The sequence below is a fragment of the Streptomyces tendae genome, assembly GCF_014650435.1.
GTDB lineage: Bacteria > Actinomycetota > Actinomycetes > Streptomycetales > Streptomycetaceae > Streptomyces > Streptomyces tendae.
Map to the genome: position 1 here is coordinate 36,791 of NZ_BMUY01000020.1, position 15,849 is coordinate 52,639.

Annotated in this window: 13 protein-coding genes; 7 read left to right on the forward strand and 6 right to left on the reverse strand. The window is 73.7% G+C overall.

Annotation, left to right across the window (positions count from 1 at the left end):
• Positions 1 to 82: 82 nt before the first annotated feature.
• The 5 genes from IE258_RS36400 (at position 83) to IE258_RS36420 (ending at position 4,083) form a co-directional block, all read left to right on the forward strand.
• Complete coding sequence (locus IE258_RS36400) at positions 83 to 1,582, forward strand: acyl-CoA synthetase (protein WP_189750110.1); 1,500 nt, start codon at positions 83 to 85, stop codon at positions 1,580 to 1,582.
• 76 nt (positions 1,583 to 1,658) lie between these two features.
• Positions 1,659 to 1,901 carry a DUF397 domain-containing protein gene (locus IE258_RS36405; protein ID WP_189750111.1) on the forward strand — a complete coding sequence of 81 codons (243 nt, stop codon included), beginning with the start codon at positions 1,659 to 1,661 and terminating at the stop codon, positions 1,899 to 1,901.
• 83 nt (positions 1,902 to 1,984) lie between these two features.
• Positions 1,985 to 2,887 (forward strand): universal stress protein, encoded by a 903-nt coding sequence (locus tag IE258_RS36410; RefSeq protein ID WP_189750112.1) that lies wholly within the window; start codon positions 1,985 to 1,987, stop codon positions 2,885 to 2,887.
• A 36-nt stretch (positions 2,888 to 2,923) separates the two neighbouring features.
• On the forward strand, positions 2,924 to 3,526 hold the full coding sequence (locus IE258_RS36415) for a CGNR zinc finger domain-containing protein (RefSeq protein WP_189750113.1): 603 nt from the start codon (positions 2,924 to 2,926) through the stop codon (positions 3,524 to 3,526).
• Positions 3,527 to 3,585: 59 nt separating this feature from the next.
• The gene (locus IE258_RS36420) at positions 3,586 to 4,083 is read left to right on the forward strand and encodes a hypothetical protein (protein ID WP_059297308.1); all 498 of its coding nucleotides are present in this window, start codon (positions 3,586 to 3,588) and stop codon (positions 4,081 to 4,083) included.
• Between the two features lie 21 nt (positions 4,084 to 4,104).
• On the opposite strand, the gene IE258_RS36425 is transcribed toward IE258_RS36420, so the two are convergent.
• Both IE258_RS36425 and IE258_RS36430 read right to left on the reverse strand, forming a co-directional pair.
• A complete protein-coding gene (locus IE258_RS36425; protein WP_229892654.1) occupies positions 4,105 to 6,042 on the reverse strand; it encodes an N-acetylmuramoyl-L-alanine amidase in 1,938 nt (645 codons plus the stop codon).
• Positions 6,043 to 6,359: 317 nt separating this feature from the next.
• Positions 6,360 to 7,514: an aminoglycoside phosphotransferase family protein gene (locus tag IE258_RS36430; protein WP_189750114.1), complete on the reverse strand. Its 1,155-nt coding sequence runs from the start codon at positions 7,512 to 7,514 to the stop codon at positions 6,360 to 6,362.
• Between the two features lie 298 nt (positions 7,515 to 7,812).
• Between IE258_RS36430 and IE258_RS36435 the strand changes: the two genes are divergently transcribed.
• Positions 7,813 to 9,321, forward strand: a complete 1,509-nt coding sequence (locus tag IE258_RS36435) for a DNA-binding protein NsdB (protein ID WP_189750115.1) — start codon at positions 7,813 to 7,815, stop codon at positions 9,319 to 9,321.
• A gap of 29 nt (positions 9,322 to 9,350) precedes the next feature.
• Here the strand turns inward: IE258_RS36435 and IE258_RS36440 are convergent, their stop codons facing one another.
• The 4 genes from IE258_RS36440 to IE258_RS36455 form a co-directional block, all read right to left on the reverse strand.
• The gene (locus IE258_RS36440; protein WP_189750116.1) at positions 9,351 to 10,631 is read right to left on the reverse strand and encodes a PAS domain-containing protein; all 1,281 of its coding nucleotides are present in this window, start codon (positions 10,629 to 10,631) and stop codon (positions 9,351 to 9,353) included.
• Positions 10,632 to 10,902: 271 nt separating this feature from the next.
• Positions 10,903 to 11,922, reverse strand: a complete 1,020-nt coding sequence (locus tag IE258_RS36445) for a Gfo/Idh/MocA family protein (RefSeq protein ID WP_189750117.1) — start codon at positions 11,920 to 11,922, stop codon at positions 10,903 to 10,905.
• 126 nt (positions 11,923 to 12,048) lie between these two features.
• The gene (locus tag IE258_RS36450) at positions 12,049 to 13,143 is read right to left on the reverse strand and encodes a baeRF3 domain-containing protein (RefSeq protein ID WP_159326372.1); all 1,095 of its coding nucleotides are present in this window, start codon (positions 13,141 to 13,143) and stop codon (positions 12,049 to 12,051) included.
• A 52-nt stretch (positions 13,144 to 13,195) separates the two neighbouring features.
• Positions 13,196 to 14,827: an alpha/beta hydrolase gene (locus IE258_RS36455; protein ID WP_189750118.1), complete on the reverse strand. Its 1,632-nt coding sequence runs from the start codon at positions 14,825 to 14,827 to the stop codon at positions 13,196 to 13,198.
• 244 nt (positions 14,828 to 15,071) lie between these two features.
• Here IE258_RS36455 and IE258_RS36460 point away from each other — a divergent pair, with 244 nt between their 5' ends.
• Positions 15,072 to 15,815, forward strand: a complete 744-nt coding sequence (locus IE258_RS36460) for a chaplin (protein WP_189750119.1) — start codon at positions 15,072 to 15,074, stop codon at positions 15,813 to 15,815.
• Positions 15,816 to 15,849: the final 34 nt, after the last annotated feature.

The window sequence follows — 15,849 nt, forward strand, 5'->3', positions numbered from 1 at the left end:
GGGGCGTACGGAGCGGATGCGAGGAGCCGAAGGGCCGGGCGCACCGCTTGACCCGTCCCCGCGACCGGCCGAGGATCGGGGCATGACGCCCGGACACGGCAGCACGGTCGACGGGGTGCTGCGGCGCAGCGCCCGACGCACCCCGGCACGCGTCGCGGTGGAGTACCGCGACCGCTCCTGGACGTACGAGGAACTGGACACCGCGGTCTCCCGGGCGGCGAGCGTCCTGCTCGCCGAGGGGCTGGCCCCCGGCGACCGGGTGGGCGCCTACGGCCACAACTCCGACGCCTACCTGATCGCGTTCCTGGCCTGTGCCCGCGCAGGCCTGGTGCACGTCCCGGTCAACCAGAACCTCACCGGCGACGACCTCGCCTACCTCGTCGGCCAGTCAGGCAGCGCGCTGGTCCTCACCGACCCCGACCTCGCCGCCCGGCTCCCCGGCGGGACCCGCACCCTGCCGCTGCGCGACGCGGACGGCTCGCTCCTCGCCCGCCTCGCGTCGGCGCCCGCCCACGACGGTCCCGAACCGGGTGCCGAGGACCTGGTGCAGTTGCTCTACACCTCCGGCACCACCGCGCTGCCCAAGGGCGCGATGATGACCCACCGGGCGCTGGTGCACGAGTACCTGAGCGCCATCACCGCCCTGGACCTCCGGGCCGGCGACCGCCCCGTGCACGCGCTCCCGCTCTACCACTCGGCGCAGACCCACGTCTTCCTGCTGCCCTGCCTCGCGGTCGGCGCGACCAACATCATCCTGGACGCACCGGACGGCGACCGCCTCTTCGACCTGATCGAAGCGGGCCGCGTGGACAGCCTCTTCGCACCGCCCACCGTGTGGATCGGCCTCGCGAACCGTGCCGACTTCGCCACCCGCGACCTCGACGGCCTGCGCAAGGCCTACTACGGCGCGTCGATCATGCCGGTGCCCGTCCTGGAGCGGCTGCGCGCCCGCCTCCCGCACCTCGCCTTCTACAACTGCTTCGGGCAGAGCGAGATCGGCCCCCTCGCCACCGTCCTCGGCCCGGACGAGCACGAGGGCCGCATGGACTCCTGCGGCCGCCCCGTCCTGTTCGTCGACGCGCGCGTGGTCGACGAGGACGGCAAGGACGTGCCCGACGGCGCCCCCGGCGAAGTCGTCTACCGCTCCCCGCAGTTGTGCGAGGGCTACTGGGACAAGCCTGAGGAGACCGAGGCCGCCTTCCGCGACGGCTGGTTCCACTCCGGCGACCTCGCCGTACGGGACGCCGACGGCTACTTCACGATCGTCGACCGGGTGAAGGACGTCATCAACTCCGGTGGCGTCCTGGTGGCCTCCCGCCAGGTCGAGGACGCCCTCTACACGCACGACGCCGTCGCCGAGGCGGCCGTGATCGGCCTGCCCGACGAGCGGTGGATCGAGGCCGTCACCGCCGTCGTCGTCCGGCGGGGCGAGGTCACCGAGGACGAGCTGATCGCGCACGCCCGCGAGAAGCTCACCGCGTTCAAGGCACCCAAGCGGGTGCGGTTCGTGGACGCCCTGCCGCGCAACGCCAGCGGGAAGATCCTCAAGAGGGAGCTGCGGGACCGCTTCGCCGGTTCCTGACACCGCGACGGCCTGTCGGCGGTCCGACCAGATCGCTAGGCTGGCCGCGGACGACGACACCGGGAGGAGCACGGACGTGGCCGAGAGCACCACCCACCAGCGCCCGCTCATGGGCTGGGACAAGCCCGAGCTGGATCTCAGCAACGCGCAGTGGCAGTCCAGCAGCCGGGGCCTGGGGGATGTCCAGATCGCCTTCGTCGAGGGGTTCATCGCCATGCGGAACAGCGGCAGCCCGCAGAGCCACTCGCTGATCTTCACCCCGGCGGAATGGGGCGCGTTCGTGTCGGGAGCGCGGGAAGGGGAGTTCGACCTCACGTAGCCACCGCCGCGTGCGCCGACCGGCCGAACCCGGGTGTTCGGTCCGCTGCCGGGGGGAAGTCCGTACTCCGGAGGTGAGGACCCATGAGCACCCTGCCGGTCATCGCGGCGGTCGACGGTTCCGACGACGGCCTGCGCGCCCTGGACTGGGCGCTCGACACCGCCCACCGGCGCGAGGCACCCCTGCGGGTGGTGCACGTGCGCCAGTACGCCGCCTGGGCCCAGACCGACGTCCTGGTGGCGGGCCCGCCGGACACCGCCGAGGACCCGGCGCTCGACCAGGCCCGCGCGCACCTCCAGGGGCGGGCCTTCGCGGTGCCCACGGAGTACGTGGGCATGGAAGGCGTACCGGGCGCCCTGCTGCCGGAGCTGGGCGCCGACGCCCAGCTGCTGGTACTCGGCTCCCGGGGCCGGGGCGGCTTCGCCGGCCTGCTGCTCGGCTCCAACGGCATGGCCGCCGCCCGCGACGCCGAATGCCCCGTGGTCGTGGTGCCCCGCCCAGGACGCGAGGTCCACGGCGAGGCGCCGGACGAACCCGGTCCGCGGGTGGTGGTGGGCCTGCACGTGGACAGTCCCGACGAGGCCACGCTGTCCTTCGCCTTCACCGAGGCCGAGCTGCGCGGTGCCCGTCTCCAGGTGATCGCCGCCTACCCGTGGCCGGTGCAGACCTGGGCCGCCGCGGGGCAGATGATGCCCCTGGTGATCGACGAGGTGTCCGTCGAGAGCGAGACCCGGGTCCTGGCCGACGGCCTGCTCGCCCCCTACCGCGGACGCCACCCCGACGTCCGGGTCGACACCCACGCCCTGCCCGGTGACGCCGCCGGGAACCTGGTCGCGTCCTCCAAGGACGCCGACCTGGTCGTCGTCGGCCGGCACCGCCGGCGCCTGCTCGCGCCCGCCCGCATGATGGGCTCGGTCACCCACGCCGTGCTGCTGCACGCGGCGGCCCCGATCGCGGTGGTGCCGCCCGCTCCACCGCAGGAGTGACACCCCGCCGGTCCCGGCGTGCCTATCATCGGCCGCATGCAGGACTCGCCCAGCAGGGACACCCGGATCGCGCTCGCCCTCGCGCTGACCGTCCGGCACGACGGGCACGGCGGGATCGCCGACGACCTGGCCGACCCCGCCGGGCTCACCGCCTGGGTCGCGGCGCACCCCGACGTCGTGCCCGACGCCGAGGCATTCGCGGCCGACGCACCCACCCTGGACGCCGTACGCGAGGTACGGGCCGCCGCCCGCGCCCTCTTCGCCCGCGCCGTCCGCCCCGGCGAGCCGAGCCCCGCCGACGCCACCCGGCTGCTGCCCGTGCCCCACGCCCTGCGCCGGCTGAACGAGGCCGCTGCCCTCGCCCCCACGGTCCCCGTCCTGGCCTGGGCCGACGCCGCCGATCCCGTCGTGCGCGCCGCGCCCGCGCAGGGCGCCCCGGCCGACCTCGCCGCCACCCTCGCGCAGGCCGTGATCGGCTTCCTCGCGGGCCCCGACCGGCAGCGGCTGCGGGCCTGCCACGCGCCGCGCTGCGTGCGCTACTTCCTCAAGGAGCACCCGCGTCAGGAGTGGTGCAAGCCCTCCTGCGGCAACCGGGCCAGGGTGGCCCGCCACCAGGACCGCCACCGGCGAGCCGGGTAGCCCGGCCGGGTGGCCCGGCCGCACGTCGCCCGCGGCCCCCGGCCACGTACCATTGCGGCATGTCGTTCCTCCGCCGCCGCAGCGCCACGCCCGCCGGGCCCGACTTCGACGTACTGGCCATGGACCCGGGCGACTGGCCCGGCAACCTCGGCGCCGGCCTGCTGCCCGCGCCCGACGGCAGCTGCCAGGGCGTCTTCCTGCGCTACGACCTGTTCGGCGGCCGCGGCCCCGCGATGATCATCGGCAACCTCCCGGAGGGCTCCCCGGCCCGCGAGGTACCCGAGGGGGAGATCCCCTTCGAGGTGGCCCAGCTGCTGCTCGCGCTGGAGAACGACGAGGAGATCACGGTCGTCGGCGCCGAGGACGTCCCCGTGATGCAGGGCGACAACCTGCTCATCGTGCGCCGCCTCAAGCTCTCCGAGGGCCGGATCTCCTGCGTGCAGTTCGACCGCAGCGACGGCGTCCTGGTGACCATCGCCGCCTGGGACCGCCCCATCACGGACGACCTGTACGCCCTGCTGAAGCCGCTCCCGGCGGAGCTTTTCCAGCAGGGCTGAGACCCGGCTCCCCGGCCCGGCCTACCGCGCGGCCGAGACCGTCACGTCGGCGGCCCGCACGTACGCGACCCGGTGGCCGTACTGGATCTCGTAGTACTGGTCCTTGCCGGTCACCACCCGGTGCGATGCCTCGTCGAAGGTGACCGCGTAGTAGTACTCGCCGGGCACCTTCTCACCGACCACGTACTTCTGCCCCGCGGGCAGGGTGTACGGCAGCGGCGACACCGCCTGGGCGGGCACGTCCGCCGGGTAGGCGGCCTTCTCCGGGTACGCGCGCCCGTACACCGGGACGCTCGCGAGGCCCTTCCTCGGGCTGAGCACCCGTCCGGAGGCGGGCACCGCGGCCGGGCTCTTCGACGGGTTGTGGAACCACGCCTTCTGCCCGAGGTACCAGATGGCGGTCCAGTCGCCCCACCGGTCGGCCACCGCGTACTGCTGGCCCGTGGAGACCCGGGAGGACAGGTCGTTCACCCCGGTCGTCGGGGTGGTGCCGAGGCCGATGTCCTTGATCAGCGGCGCGTTCACGTCGTGGTCGGAGTACAGCCGCACCTCGCTGGAGCCGTGCGTCGCGCAGGGCTCGCCCGCCTTCTCGCAGCCGGTGTACGCGGGACGGTTGGCGTCGTAGTCGGGGCGGATCGTCACCAGGGCGGACTTCTTCCCGGCGGTCGGCTCGAAGGGGCGGCCGAGCAGCTGGAAGTAGTGCCGCCAGTCCCAGTACGGGCCCGGGTCGGTGTGCATGCCCGGGATCGTCGCCGTGGTGGTGCCGGGGACGTTGTCGTGGCCGAGGACGTGCTGCCGGTCCAGCGGGATGTCGTACTTCTTCGCGAGGTACTTCACCAGCCGCGCCGACGACCGGTACATCGCCTCCGTGTACCAGGCGTCCGGCTCCGCCAGGAAGCCCTCGTGCTCCAGGCCGATCGACCCCGCGTTGACGTACCAGTTGCCCGCGTGCCAGGCCACGTCCTTGGCCTTCACATGCTGGGCGATGTGGCCGTCGGTGGAGCGCAACGTGTAGTTCCAGGACACATAGGTGGGGTCCTGCACCATGTTGAGGACCCCGTTCCAGGTGCCCTCGGTGTCGTGCACGACGATGTAGCGGATGCGCTGGGAGGCCGGGCGGCTGCCCAGGTCGTGGTTGCCGTAGTCGCCGTCGCCGAACTCCTCGTACGGCGCGGGAACCCACTCGCACGACACCGACGGCGGGCACTCGGTCCCGGCGGCGGACGCGGCACGCAGGCCCGCGTCGTCCAGCTGAGAGACCTGCGGTGCCACGTCGGGGCGAGCGGCCAGGGAGACCCGCTGACCGGCGTCCGTGGTGCGCCGCTCACCCGTACGGATGACCTCGTACACGTCGTCCGCGTACGCCGCCGCCGTCGCGGAGTCCTCCGCGCCCGAGAAACGGGCCACGGCCGCGTACCAGTCCGCCGGGTCGGCACTGAGCGGCTCACCCAGCTCCCGCTGGGCGGCGGCGAGCAGCGCGGCACCGCCGGACACGTTCGCGGCCGGGTCCGTGCGCAGCGCCTCGGGGCTCAGCCCGGTCAGCGCGGCGGCCCTCGGCAGGGTGGTCAGCCGGGCCGGCAGGGCGGTGGGCGGCGCGGCGGCGCCTCCCGTCGGGTGCAGCGCGGCGCGCGCGTCGTCGCCGCGGGGGTCCTCGGCGCCCTCGCCGTGGTGCGACGCCCCGGCCAGGGCCGTACGGGCGTCGGTGAGATGCAGGGGACCGTAGCCGCCGGTCACGCTCGGCGCGCCGCCGTGCGCGTCCCAGCGGGACTGGAGGTAGGAGACGCCGAGCAGGACGCTCTGCGGCACGTGGTACTCGGCCGCCGCGGTGGCGAAGGCCCGCTGGAGACGGTCCGGGGCGGGTGGCGCGTCCGGGGGCACGGCGGCGGACGGTGCCGCGCCGAGCAGCGGCAGCAGCAGAGCCGCGGTGGCCAGGGCGGGCAGGACGGGGGATCCTCGCAAAACGGCCTCCTGGGACGGTCGGGCATGACGGGGCGTGGCGGGGTGCGGGGCCGGGCGTGGGTCAGTGGTACCCGGCGGTCCGACGATCCGTCAATCATGCCGTCATGACGGCGATTTCCCACGTCAGCACGGGGTTCGGCGAGTTTCGTGGCGGCGGCCCACCGGCCTGCGCGGCGTCAGTGGCGTACACCAATGGCCCCTGCACACACCCGCGTGGCGCAGAGACGTGGGAAATCGCCGCCATGCGCGAAAACCGCGGTGCGCCCCCCGTCTGGGGTGACACACCGCGGACTGTCGTCCTGGTCCCGGCCCCGGCTTCAGCGCGTGCCGACCGCCGCCCGAACGGCCCGCCGGGCCATCTGGCAGTCGTCGTGCAGCCGGCGCAGCAGCAGCCGCTGCTCCTCGCCGGTCGGCGCGGCACCAGGGTGGGCCGGAGCCGACGGGGCCGACGGTGCCCCGACCGTGTCGTGCATCGAACGCTGCACGGCCGTCTCGTACGTACGGATCTCCCTGGTCAGCACGAGCATCAGGTTCACCAGGAACGCGTCGCGTGCCGCCGTGCCCGTGGACTGGGCGATCTGGCTGATCTGGCGGCGGGCCACCGGGGCGTCCCCGAGGACCGCCCACAGCGTCGCCAGGTCGTAGCCCGGCAGGTACCAGCCCGCGTGCTCCCAGTCCACCAGCACCGGACCGGCCGGGGACATGAGGACGTTGGACAGCAGCGCGTCACCGTGACAGAACTGGCCCATACCCTGGCGGCCGCCCGCGTGGGCGATGCCGTGCAGCAGCTTCTGCAGGTCGCCCAGGTCCCGGTCGGTGAGCAGCCCCAGCTCGTGGTAGCGGGAGATGCGGGCCGCGTAGTCCAGGGGGGCGTCGAAGGTGCCGGCCGGCGGCCGCCACGCGTTGAGCCGGCAGACCGCACCGATGGCCGCCCTGATGTCGGCCCGCGGCGGTGCCTCCAGCGGGTGCCGCTGCAGCGCCGCCACCCGTCCGGGCATCCGCTCGATGACCAGCGTGCCGTTGTCCGGGTCCGCCGCGATCAGTCTCGGCACCCGCACCGGGGGGCGCTGCCGGACGAACGAGCGGTATGCCCCTATCTCGTGCCTGCTGCGTTCCGCCCACGCGGGGGAGTGGTCCACTAAGCACTTGGCCACCGCCGTGCTGCGCCCGGTCGTGCCGACCAGGAGCACGGACCGCCCGCTGCGCCGCAGCACCTGCACGGGGGAGAATTCGGGGCAGATCCGGTGCACGGCGGCGATCGCCGTGCGCAGTTGGGCCCCCTGGGGGCCGGACAGGTCGATTCTTCCGCTGAGCGGCTGCTGGGTGCCGGGCCCCGTGCCGAGCCGCGCCCTGCCGGCCCCGAGCACCGGGGCCGCCGGACGCGCGGGGGCGAGGTAGGGGCCGCCACCCGCCGTCGGGCGGGGGTGCAGCGAGCGCTGCGGGGCGGACACGGAGGACGATGCTGCGTACATGGGCGAGACAGATCCCTTCGTGTGCCTGCTGTGCCTGCCTGAAGAAGTGCCGTCCCGGTCCAGCCCGTTCGCTGCCGGAGTGGTACCTCTTCCGATAGTCGTCGCGCCGCCCGACCGGCCGCCCGGGGCCACCCTGGGGAGTACCCCCACGGCGACCGGGTCGGGGTGGCGCATTCCTACCTGACACCCGGCCGCCCGTGGCACACCATCTGGCGCACCCTGGCGAACGGTGGCGAATAGTCGCCCGGCAACCCGCACGGGGCTACTGTCAACTCAGCCGAGAACCTGGGGGCTTGACGTGAGCGGAGAACCCAACACCCGTCTGTCGGACCTGTTCGGCCTGGCCGGCTGGTCCAAGGGCGAACTCGCGAGGCTGGTCAACCGGCAGGCGGCGGCCATGGGCCACCCGCAGCTGGCGACCGACACCTCGCGGGTGCGGCGGTGGATCGACATGGGAGAGATCCCGCGCGATCCGGTGCCGCGGGTGCTGGCAGCTCTGTTCACCGAGCGTCTCGGCCGTGTCGTGACCATCGAGGACCTCGGTCTGGTCCGGCACGGGCGTGCGGGGAAACGGCCACACGGCGGGAGCGAAGAGCATCCCGACGGCGTGCCGTGGGCGCCCGAGCGGACTGCGGCGGTCCTCACCGAATTCACGGGAATGGACCTCATGCTCAACCGACGCGGCTTGGTGGGCGCGGGCGCCGCGCTCGCCGCGGGCTCCGCACTCAGCAGCGCCATGCACGACTGGCTGCACACCGACCCGGCCCTGGTGGCCGACGCCCCCGACCCCCACTCACCCCTGCACGCCGACCCCGCCGGGTTCGACCGCTACGAGGCCGCCCCCATCGGGTCGCAGGAAGTGGAGGAACTGGAGCGCTCGGTCGAGGTGTTCCGCGCCTGGGACGCCGCCCGCGGCGGCGGGCTCCAGCGCAAGGCCGTGGTGGGCCAGCTCAACGAGGTGGGCGGCATGCTCGCCTACCGCCACCCACCCCATCTCCAGCGGCGTCTGTGGGGCGTCGCCGCCAACCTCGCCGTCCTCGCGGGCTGGATGTCGCACGACGTCGGCCTGGAACCCACGGCCCAGAAATACTTCGTCATCGCCGCACACGCCGCACGCGAGGGCGGTGACCGGCCCCGGGCCGGCGAGGCCCTGTCCCGGGCGGCCCGCCAGATGGTGCACCTGGGCAAGCCCGACGAGGCCCTGGACCTCATGAAGCTCGCCCAGTCCGGCTCCGGCGAGCAGGTGCTGCCGCGCACCAAGGCCATGCTCTACACCATCGAGGCCTGGGCACAGGCATCCATGGGCAAGGGCCAGGCGATGCGCCGCACCCTGGGACGGGCCGAGGACCTCTTCGTCTCCGACAAGGCGGACGTGCCGCCCCCGGATTGGATGCAGACGTTCAAGGAGGAGGACCTGTACGGCATGCAGGCCCTGGCCTACCGGACGCTCGCCGAGTTCGAACCGGGGGCCGCCGCGCACGCCCAGCACTACGCGGACAAGGCCCTGGCCCTCAGGATCGACGGGCGGCAGCGGTCGAAGATCTTCGACTACCTGTCGATGGCCTCCGCCTGCTTCATCGCCGACGACCCCGAACAGGCGGACCGGTACGCGCGCCTGGCCCTGGTGTCGATGGGCTCCAACTCCTCCCAGCGGACCTGGGACCGGCTGCGCCAGATGTACCGGCTCACCGCCGAGTACGCCGGGTACCCGAAGATCCAGGAGCTGCGGGAGGAGATCAAGCTCGCCCTGCCCAAGGGCAAGTCACCCAGGGGGAAGGAGCCGGGCGGCGGCGTCGCGCCCGCGTAGCCGGGTCGCGCGCCGGACTCCCGCAGGTCTCACCGCGTCACCCGGGCGAGCAGCAGGCAGCCGTCCGCACGGCCCGGAAACTCACCGAGTTCCCCCGTGACGATCCGTACGCCGTCCTGTGCGGAGTGCGCCCCGGTCAGTCGGGGGGCCAGCGAGAGGAGGTGCTCCACGGCCGCCGGTTCGAGTGCCCCGGTGTGCAGGAGCAGCAGGTCGCCCGCCTCCAGGGTCGTCTCGGCCTGCCCGGACAACTCGTGCCCCGTTCCGCCGCGGAAGAGCAGCGGAGCGGGGCAGGCGTCGTGCGCCCACGTCAGGGCACGGGTGTCCGGCCGGTAGCCGCAGTGGACGGCGCCGCGCACCGGCGGCAGGGCGGTGTCCCGGAGCAGTTCGGCGAGTCTCTCCCGGAGCCGCTCGGGCCGGGTGCCGGCCAGCGCCAGACCGCGCACGGCGCCGATCAGCACCGTCGGGCCCTGCCCCTCGCACTCCGGGCGGCCGAAGTCGCCGACGGTGAGCAGGGTTTCGCCGTCGGTGCCGAGCGGACACGCGTCGTACCACCCGCCGTGCCCCGGCCGCAGTCCCGTCACGGACGGCGAAGGCAGGTGTGCGGCGGCCAAATCCAGACCGGGCCGCCCCTCCTCGGGGAACCGCAGCAGACCGTGCCAGGGCGGCGGCGGGGGGTGCCGCAGGGAGTCCCTGGTCTCGCTCACCGCCCGTTGACTGCGCCGCAGTTCGCTGACGTCCCGCAGTACCGCCCACATCGAGGCGGTACTGCCGTCGGCGTCGAGGACGGGCTCGCCCATCATGTGCACGGTCCGTACGGTTCCGTCCGGGCGCACCACGCGGAACTCGCCGTCGATGGGCCGGGCGTCGACGAGGCAGTCCGTGACCATCGCGGTCAGCTTCGAGCGGTCCTCGGTGAGTACCAGGGACGGGAGTTCGTCGAGGCTGAGCGGGACGGAGGTGGGGTCACGGCCCAGGATGCGGAACAGTTCCCCGGACCACTCCGCCTCGTCCGTCAGCAGGTTCCACTCCGCGCTGCCGACCCGGCTGAGCAGCGAACCGGCGCGGGGCGCGGGAGCGGGGCCGTCCCGTAGCTGCGCCAAGTGCGCGTCGAGGTCGGTGAGTTGGTGCAGCGCCAGGTCGTACAGGGCGCGCTGCCAGCGTCCCCGGGGGTCCGTCGCGTCGTCCTGGCTGTCGCGCCGTACCGCGTCCACGTCGCCACGCAGCCGCCGGGTCTGCGATATGAGCGCCTCGACCGAGCCGGGTCCCGGTGGCTGGGCGGCCGGGTGGTCCGCGGAGAGATGGGACGGCATGACGCACTCCGATGTGCTGACGGTACGACCAAGACGGAACCGAGGCTGACGGAAGGACCGTTACGACTGTTGCACAGCCCGCGATGCCCCGTAAGGGATTCGGCAACACACGATACGGTGGTGCTTCTGGCATATGCCACAGTCTTCCCGGAGCGACTCGGGTACGCTTTCGATGCACCTGGGGATCGTGGCAAGTCGTAGGCGGGCTACGGGACTTGGCTGGGATCGGGAGCCGGGGCGTCGTCGCTCTGGTGTTCGTCGGAATCCTGTTCTACGCCGGGTCGTGGAGGGACGGACGGGGCGCCAGTTCGACGGGCGTGCGTGCGCCCGTCTCCAGCGCCCGTACCCCGGCCTCGGCGACCGCGGCGGCCGCGTACCCGTCCCAGGTGCCCGGCCCGGTGACGCCGCCCCTGCGGGTGGCGTCCACCCAGCTCTGCACCTCGCGGTCGTAGGCGTCCGCGAACCGTACGAGGTAGTCCTGCGGGACCTCCTCCCGCGCGTCGCCCGCGGCCGTCACCACCATGGTGTGCGCCGCGCCGATCCGGGCGCTGCCCGCCTCGCAGACGGCCTCGCAGCGCACCTCGTAGCCGAAGCCGCAGTTGACGAAGACCTCCACGTCCACCACGGCGCCGCCCTCGGTCTCGAAGAGCACGAACTGCGGATCCAGCAGGCCCTCGGGCGCACCGGCCGACGGCCGCGGCCGCAGCACGGTCACCGCGCTCAGCTCCTGGCCGAGCAGCCAGCGGGCCGCGTCGATCTCGTGCGAGACGGAGCTGTTGACCAGCATCGCCGAGGTGAAGTGCGGCGGAGAGGAGACATTGCGGTGCACACAGTGCAGCATCAGGGGCCGGCCGAGGCGTCCGCCGTCCAGCAGTGACTTCAGCCGCTGGTACTCGGCGTCGTACCGCCGCATGAACCCGATCTGCGCCAGCCTCCGGCCGAGTCGTGCCTCCGCCTCCACCACCCGCAGCGCACCCGCGGCGTCCGGCACCATGGGCTTCTCGCACAGCACCGGGAGTCCCCGCGCGAAGGCGGCCAGCAGGGCCCCCTCGTGCGCCTCGCCGGGCGAGGCGATCAGGACGGCCTCGACACCCGGCGCGTCCAGGGCGGCCTCGACGTCCGTGTGCACCGTGACCCCGCCGATCCCGCCCACGGCCTCCTTGGCCCGCTCGGCGTCGGGATCCGCCACCGCGGCGACCCGGGCGCCGCTCACCACACGGTCGAGGCGTCGTATGTGGTCGGCGCCCATGTGTCCCGCACCCAGGACCGCCACACCCAGAAGTTCACTCACGCTGCGCCCGCTCCTTCGCCGTCCGCCGCGCACCCGCGTGCGGCGGGTACGTGTACGGCGAACAGGCTTTCACGCGCGTCAAGGGTCACGGGACTGAAGCGCTGTCTCCGGGTGCGGCGGCGGGCGTCAGTACCGGAGCACCCCCGCGATGCCGTCCGCGTCCCGGAGCGCGCCGTCCGGCACGAAGCGGACGTCGGCGCCGGTCTCCAGGCACTGCTCGACGATCTCGTCCACGATGTCCTCGCGGGCGTCGAGGTCGCCGTCGGCCGCCGGGAGCAGGTGCTCGCCGTCGTCGCGCATCGTCACCTTGAAGTTCTCCTCGACGGCCAGCAGCCGGACGCGGCCCGTGTGGGCGCTCTCCCACAGCTCGTCCACCCCGGCCGCGAAGTCCTTGCGGCCGCGGGCCGCGTCCAGCTCCCTGGCCACCGCCTCGACCGACCCGCGTGCCTCGTTCTCGAGCACGGGCCGCACCGCCTGCCACACCGCCTCGGCGCTGCCGTGCGCGAGCCCGCCGTGCGGGACCAGCACCGCGTCCGCGGCGAGGGCGCCCGCCTCCTCGAACAGGGACAGCGCGGGCTCGGGGCCGGTGATGTACAGCGGTCGCGGGTGCGCGCGCAGCACCCTGCCCATCGCGGTGTCGGCGTCGCGCAGGAACCTGCGGGTGCCCTCGTCCCGGAAGGTGCTCGGCGCGTCACCGATCCGTTCCTGGCGCTCGGGGTCGAAGTCCTCCGCGGGCCGGTCCAGCGGGAAGCCGCCGAGGTGTTCCTCCACGACCCGGTCCGCGCCGCCGCTCCACAGCTTGACGCGGTCGGCGGCGACCGACAGCACCCAGAACGGCCGCTCGGCGGCCTGGGCGGCGACGAGGTTGCGGGTCAGGAAGGTGTCCGAGAGGACCACGCGCTCGGGTACGGAACGGCTCAGGGTCCAGACCTGGTGCTCCCCGGGAGCGGCGAAGATCGCCAGACCGTCCTCGGCGTACGTCAGGTCGATCTCGGCCAGCGCCCGGTCGAGCTCGCGGGACACCTCCGTGCGGCGGTCGCGGCTGACCGCCGGATCGTCCTCCAGCTGCTTCTTGGCCGCGGCGACCGCGTTGCGCAGCCGGACGCGGTCCTGGGCGTTGTCCGGCTCGCGGCGGTGCGTCGGCGTCAGGACGGACACGGCCGGGTACGGGCGGGGGCGCCGCAGTTCGGCGAGGGTGGCGGGACTCAGATCGTGCTCCATGTCAGCACGATAGGCCAACCGGGCATGTCGGGCATTCGGAGCAGAACGCTGCTCAGTCGGACCCGGTGCCGGCGGACTCGGGGCCGCAGGAGCTGCCGTCGGGCGGCAGGGAGCCGTACAGCAGGAAGTCGTCGACCTTGCGGTGCACGCACTCGGAGGACGCGTAGCCGGTGTGCCCTTCGCCGCGGTTGTCCAGGACCACGGCGGAGGGGCCGAGCCGGTCGGCCGTCTCGGTCGTCCAGCGGTACGGCGTGGCCGGGTCGCCGCGGGTGCCGACCAGCAGCATCCTCGCCGTGTCCAGGTCCTTCACGTCGTCCCGGATGTAGTCCGTGCCCTTGGGGCGGCCGTAGCACATCAGCACCTGGGTGAGCCGGTACCGGCCGAAGACCGGCGACGCCTCCTCGTAGCGTGCGCGCAGCCGGCCGAGGGACGCGGTGACCTGGGCCGCGGAGGGGCGGTCCGGGTCGTCCGCGCAGTTGATCGCCATCAGGGCGGCCGGGAGGTTGTCCATGGGGACGTCCTCCTCGTCGGTGAGGCCCGCACCCTTGTCGCCCGCACCCTTGTCCCCGCGCACCGGGAAGGTGACGCCGCCCGACGAGAAGCCCTCCAGGCCGCGGGTGTCGCCGTCCTCGAGCAACTGCGCGAGCGCCCGCTCCAGCGAGGGCCACAGCTCCCGGCTGTACAGCGCCTGACCGATCGCGCCGACCATGTCCTGCCCGGTGAAGGGCTCGCCGAAGGCCGACGGCACCGGGTCGGAGTGGAGCGAGGCGACCAGGCGCTCGACCTGGTCACGGGCGTCGCGGGCGTCCCGGCCGAGCGGGCAGGCGATGTCCTCTACGCACCAGTCGAGGAAGTTCTCCAGCGCGGTCTGCTGCCCCCGTGCCCCGGCCAGCCCCTGCTCGGTCAGCGGTTCCGTCAGCGTGTCCACCCCGTCCAGGACCATCCGGCCGACCTTGTCGGGGAACCGGGCCGCGTACACCGCCCCGAGCCGGGTCCCGTAGGAGAAGCCCAGGTAGTTGAGCCGGTCGTCGCCGAGTGCCCGGCGCATCACCTCCATGTCGCGGGCGGCGTCGACCGTGCCTATGTGGGGCAGCACGGGTCCTGAGTACTTGGCGCACTCGGCCGCCGCGTCCCGCAGCCGCTTCAGGACGTCGTCCGGGTCGGTCAGCCCCCCGTCCCCGTCCGTCGCCTCCATGATCTTCAGGGTGGCCGGTCCGCAGGACACCGGGGAGGAGCGGCCGACGCCGCGGGGGTCGAAGGTCACCACGTCGTAGCCGTTGGTGAGGTGCATGAACTCCTTGCCGCCCACGGCGAGTTCATTGACGCCGGAACCTCCGGGGCCGCCGAAGTTCAGCAGGACCGAGCCCCGCGAGTCACCGGTCGCCCGGTACCGGGCCAGGGCCACGTCGAGGGTTCGCCCCTCGGGCCGCGCGTAGTCGAGGGGGACGGTGACCTTGCCGCACTGCAGGTCCTTCGGCATGTCCGTGCCCTCGCACGCCGACCACTTGACCTTCTGGTCGTAGAACCGGGACATGCCGGGTCCGGCGTCCCGCGTGGTGGCGGTCGTGGCGGTGGTGGTCGCGGCGTTCGCCGCGGGCAGTCCCGCTCCCAGCAGGGCCAGTCCGAGTGCTCCGCCGACCGCGCGGCGCCGGACCGAGGGCCGAGTCTCCAGCTTGGCCTGCATCGATGCCTCCCGGGCGCACCGTCGCGGACCGGGGGTCGGCGCCCTCGCTCACCATAAGCGGGCTTCCCGACCGGCGCCTCCGGGCGACGGCGCACCGGACGGCGCACCGGACGGCGCACCGCTTGTTCGATGAACCGTCCACTCGATGGGGTGAAAGGCCGATAAGCCATAACTCGGATGGTGCGCCCGCGTTTTAACCGGTGCGGGCGAGTGCCCGCGACCATGTCTGGAAGGCAGGGAACTCATGAGAAGGGTTACCCGAAACGGTGTGCTCGCCGTCGCCGCCTCGGGCGCGCTGGCCGTGACGATGCCGGCGTGCGCGGCGTTCGCGTCCGACGGTGCCGGCGGCGACGGATCGGCGGCCGGTTCGCCCGGGCTGATCTCCGGCAACACCGTCCAGCTCCCGGTGGACGTGCCGGTCGACGTGTGCGGCAACGCCGTGAACGTGGCGGGGCTCCTCAACCCGGCCGCGGGCAACAGCTGCGCCAACACCGGTGGGGCGGGGGCGCCCCACACGGGGGCCTCGCACACAGGGGCGTCGAAGCAGGACTCGGGCGCCTCGGGCGCTGCGTCCGGCGGCTCGTCCGGGGAGACGTCCGGCGGTGCGGTCGCCGAGGGCAGCGGAAAGGATTCGCCCGGCGTGCTCTCCGGCAACGGGGTGCAGTTGCCGGTGCACCTGCCGGTGAACGTCAGCGGCAACAGCGTCAACGTGGTCGGCATCGGCAACCCGGCCGTCGGCAACGAGTCGACCAACGACTCCGGCGACCACCCCGAGCCCGCACGGCCCCCGGCGGAGCCGGAGCCGTCCGCCCCCGAGGAGGAGCGCGCCGGGCCCGAACCGTCCCCGCACACCGCCGCTCCCCGGGAAGAGGTGTCTCTCGCCCACACAGGCGCGGACCACACGGTGTCCGCGCTCGCCGGTGGCGCCGCACTCGTGCTGGGCGGAGCGGCCCTCTACCGGCGCTTCCGTCCCGGCTCCGAGGGCTGACCGCGGCCGGGGCACCCGCCCGCCACCCCGGCCG